Source organism: Dehalococcoidales bacterium (genome assembly GCA_028716225.1).
Taxonomy (GTDB): domain Bacteria; phylum Chloroflexota; class Dehalococcoidia; order Dehalococcoidales; family UBA5760; genus UBA5760.
Window position 1 is genome coordinate 1 of record JAQUQE010000143.1, and the last position, 2689, is coordinate 2689.

Here is a 2689-nt window from a genome sequence, read left to right on the forward strand (position 1 = left end):
CAATCGTCCTATGTCGATGAAGTGATGGAGGGGGGAAGTCTCATCACAATTGGAGATTGGAGTTACGACAGCGATAACGATGAACTGGTGCTCCCCATCTATACGAATGTGAACAGCAGAACCTACACCCTATATGCCGAAGTCTTCGGGAGGCAGATATCTGTGTGGGACTCGTGGACCATCGGGGATGAAATCTCGGAAGCGTTCCCGGGCCTAACCCCGGCCAAGGGCATGATGAACTTTCCGACGGTCCTATGGTCCACGGGCATCAGCATCCAGGCGTCCTACAATGCCGCGTCGATATTCTCTTGCGGCGTAAGCTCTGGGTATTCGGCGCAGATGCCGTTGCAGATTGGCATGAAGATATCTCGCGTGGGGGCGGGAGGAGGAGTGGGATTGGAAGCGGTGTACGGCTGGCTGAACGACGGCACGCTCCGCCTGTTACTTATGGATAGTGGCGGCTCGTATGGGGGAGCGTGGAGTACAGACCAAGGCGGGACTCCCTACACATTCTTGGGAAGCATAGGAAACCAGCCCGGTAAGTGGATACAGGCCATCCTGTTTTCGGTCAAGGGTGGAGCGACAGGACTGGTGAAAATTTGGAATGCTTTCGTCACGGGATGGCAGACATGATACTCCACTCGACTCCCACATGGTAGTGATTAAGTTTTTAAGCGGGCATTTCATACTGTCATCGAGGAGGGATTGGGAATGCCTCAGAAGCGCGTGATTTACTACTTGCAGATAGGGGATGTGGCTCATTCCCCGCAGGGCCCGATGGGGACCATTATGGGGAGGGGTTGCCTGGTTCCGGCAGTCGATTGCCCTAATCCGCAGTTCGGGTTCAGGTCTCCCCTGACGAATTGCGCGAACTGCGTGCACCTCAAGGATGAGACGGCGCACTTCATCGTCTGCGAGTATCAACAAAGCCAGCAAGAACGGGACCAAATGGACAGGATGATGAAGGGGACTACGCCCCCGGCCCAGGCCGGGCATCCGGGAGTGCAGCCGCCGATTCCGCCGGGCGTGTACGAACCGAAGAAGTGAGTTCCTATGTATAGGGGTCGCATACTCGCGGTGGCTGACGCGCCGTTTTGCGCGACTGGGTATGGTAATCAATCCAATGCCGTGCTCAGTCGGCTGGCGCAGAGAGGTTGGGATGTCTACCAGATTGGGTGCAATGTCTGGTTCACGGGACAGGAACAGGTGGAGGCAGATGGGTACACCCACTGGAACGGCATCAAAGTCATCAGGAACCTGGAGACGAAGACGAAGGGGCTGGACGGCCTCTATGGGTCGAAGGAGTTCCAGCGGCAGATGTTCGACGAGCTTAAGCCCGATGTGGTCTGGAGCCTGAACGACTTCTACCGCGTCGGGGGTATGACGGAGATAGGCGAGGATTTCATCGACAGGTGGGTCCACTGGCTCCCGGTAGACAACCCGTACAGCAAGGACTCCTGGGCCAACTTCATGAATCGCATGAAGTTCCTCGTATTCCTTTCTTCCTTCGGTTGGAAGCAACAGGCGCACCTTGTCAAGGATGTGATGTACAAGGACGCGATATACCATGCGGTCCCGAGCGATGTGTTCAGACCGCTTCCGAAAAAGGAGAGACTTAAGGATGCACACGGCCTCGGAGGGCGGTTCGTCATTACCACAGTAGGACGGCATCAACCAAGGAAGATGATTTACCAAACCGCCTATGCCGTCGGAGAGTTTCTCAAGACCCATCCAGATGCGTTCTGGATATGCAAGTGCGACCCGAAGGATTCCTCTATGAGAGAGGAAGCGCAGAACGAGAGGGATTTGGAGTGGCTGATGGAGCGGTATGGGGTGAGGGAGCAGGTCGCGTTCGAGCCGATGATGCTTCCCGAGGACCAGATGAACGAACTGTACAATACCGGGGATGTGTTCATGCACATCTCGGGGGGAGAGGGGTTCGGCATCCCCTATGTGGAGTCGATGCTGGCCGGAGTGCCGTGCATCCTGACGGACAACACTACCTCCCCGGAGCTTACGGGGGGGTGGGAGTTCGGGCTGCCAGTGAAGGTCTCCGGCCAGAAGATGCTCCCGAGGTTCAGCGTGCTGTATGATGTCCCCGATGCTCTGGACGGCGCGAGGCAGCTTGAGTTCGCGTACGACGACTGGAAGGGCGGGGGAAAGTGGCTCTCCGAGGCTGGAAAGAAGGCGAGGGAGTTCCATCTGCAGTGGTGCGATGCGGAGCGCGTCGTGGACCGCTGGGAGGAAATATTCTGGCGCATCATGCGGTATAACAACAAGGTGCTGTGGCACTCCTTCTTCGGGAGGGGGGTGGGGTTCACAGCCATCAGCGAGACCATAATCCCAGCCCTGGAGAATCTCGGCTACGATGTGTATGTCAACGACTGGCAGAGTGGGGAATCGCCCATCCTTGAGCCGCGTTTCCGACAGCTTTACGAGAAGTACCTGAAGGCTAGGGACGGCATCGACTTCACGAAGCACCCGCAGGTCATCTGTTGGCTCATGGAATCGTTCCCGAGCGTCAAGGGCGATTGGAAGATTGGATGGTCCCTCTGCGAATCGACGAAGCTCCACGCCCACTACCAGCAGGTCTGCAACGACATGGACTATCTCATCACGAGCTCCGAATTCAACAGGAAGGTGCAGGAACAGAGCGGGATTGCCTGCCCCATACGGATCGTCCCCCCCT

Annotated in this window: 3 protein-coding genes; all 3 read left to right on the forward strand. The window is 57.0% G+C overall.

Annotated elements, in window-relative coordinates:
• A partial coding sequence (locus tag PHI12_14960; protein MDD5512083.1) for a hypothetical protein occupies positions 1 to 633 on the forward strand: 633 nt, incomplete at its 5' end.
• Between the two features lie 78 nt (positions 634 to 711).
• The gene (locus PHI12_14965; protein MDD5512084.1) at positions 712 to 1047 is read left to right on the forward strand and encodes a hypothetical protein; all 336 of its coding nucleotides are present in this window, start codon (positions 712 to 714) and stop codon (positions 1045 to 1047) included.
• A gap of 30 nt (positions 1048 to 1077) precedes the next feature.
• Positions 1078 to 2689: glycosyltransferase (locus PHI12_14970; GenBank protein ID MDD5512085.1), on the forward strand; the 1612-nt coding region annotated here is incomplete at its 3' end.